The organism is Clostridium sp. BSD2780061688st1 H5, assembly GCF_005845155.1.
Lineage (GTDB): Bacteria > Bacillota > Clostridia > Lachnospirales > Lachnospiraceae > Claveliimonas > Claveliimonas intestinigallinarum.
Window position 1 is genome coordinate 1 of the sequence record NZ_SPGT01000067.1, and the last position, 1347, is coordinate 1347.

The following is a 1347-nucleotide window of genomic DNA, read 5'->3' on the forward strand; positions in this document are numbered from 1 at the left end:
AGTGGTGCTAGAATATAAATAGTGCAAGTCAAAATGAGAAAATTCCAAATAGACAATACATGATACAATAGAAGTATCGTACTGAAGGAGGATCTCATTATGGCAAAGCAACATGACAAACAGTTTAAATTGGATGCAGTCCAGTATTATTTCGATCACAAGGAGCTTGGTGTTCGTGGTTGTGCCCAAAATCTCGGTGTGGGTTACAGCACTTTGACAAAATGGCTGAAGGACTTCCGGGAGTCTGGCGATATCCCTGTTCGTGGTTCCGGTAATTACGCCCCTGATGAGCAGAAAGAGATTGCCCGTCTGAAACGTGAACTCCGTGATGCCCAGGATGCACTTGATGTACTAAAAAAAGCTATCAGCATTCTGGGAAAATAACAGAAGCCATTTATCTCGAGGTTTCTGAAAAGACGGAAGCTGCCAGAAAACAGAATCGCCGGGTCTCCGTCTCCGGAATGCTGAAATATTTAGGCGTTTCACGGTCTGGATATCGTTCATGGCTAAACCGTACTCCTTCTGATACAGAAAAACGCAGGGAATACATAAAAGCCAAAATACAGGATATTTATGATCAATCGAAGCAAAACTACGGAGCTCCCAAAATCACCAGGGAGCTACGTCAGAAGGGAGAGACCATCTCAGAACGTACCGTTGGAAAATATATGAAGGAAATGGGGATTAAAGCCCAATGGGTGAAACCATGGACGATCACTACCATAGATTCCGATTTCAGTAACGAACTTCAAAATATCCTGGATGAACAGTTTACACCTGAACGCCCAAATGCGGTATGGTGCAGTGATATTACGTATATCTGGACGACGGATGGCTTTGTCTATCTGACAAGCATTATGGATCTATTTTCCCGTAAGATTATTGCCTGGACACTCAGCCAGACTTTAGAGGTATCCTGTGTGATTGATACCATCAATAAAGCGAAAGCCAGACGGAATACAGAGCTGCCGTTAATTATCCACAGTGATAGAGGAAGTCAGTACGTATCCCAGGCTTATCGGGAAGCTACTGCAAAAATGCAGCGCAGTTACTCGAAAAAGGCTTTCCCATGGGATAATGCATGTATCGAATCGTTTCATGCACTTATCAAACGGGAATGGCTGAACCGGTTTAAAATACGTGATTATCAGCAGGCATATCGTCTGATCTTCGAGTATATCGAAGCCTTTTATAATACCAAACGTATTCATAGTCATTGCGATTATATGTCGCCAAATGACTTTGAAAAACTATATGAGCAGACACAGACAAACGGACAGCTCTTAGTAAGTTAAGATGAGGATAAATTTCTCATTTTAACTTGCGCTAAATCTTGACATAGGACCA

2 protein-coding genes are annotated in these 1347 nt (G+C 42.2%); both read left to right on the forward strand.

Going from position 1 to position 1347, the window contains the following annotated elements:
- Nucleotides 1-99: 99 nt before the first annotated feature.
- Nucleotides 100-384 (forward strand): transposase, encoded by a 285-nt coding sequence (locus FGQ86_RS16135; protein ID WP_207742332.1) that lies wholly within the window; start codon nucleotides 100-102, stop codon nucleotides 382-384.
- Nucleotides 385-392: 8 nt separating this feature from the next.
- Nucleotides 393-1295 (forward strand): IS3 family transposase, encoded by a 903-nt coding sequence (locus FGQ86_RS16140; protein WP_243127314.1) that lies wholly within the window; start codon nucleotides 393-395, stop codon nucleotides 1293-1295.
- The last annotated feature ends 52 nt before the right edge of the window (nucleotides 1296-1347 follow it).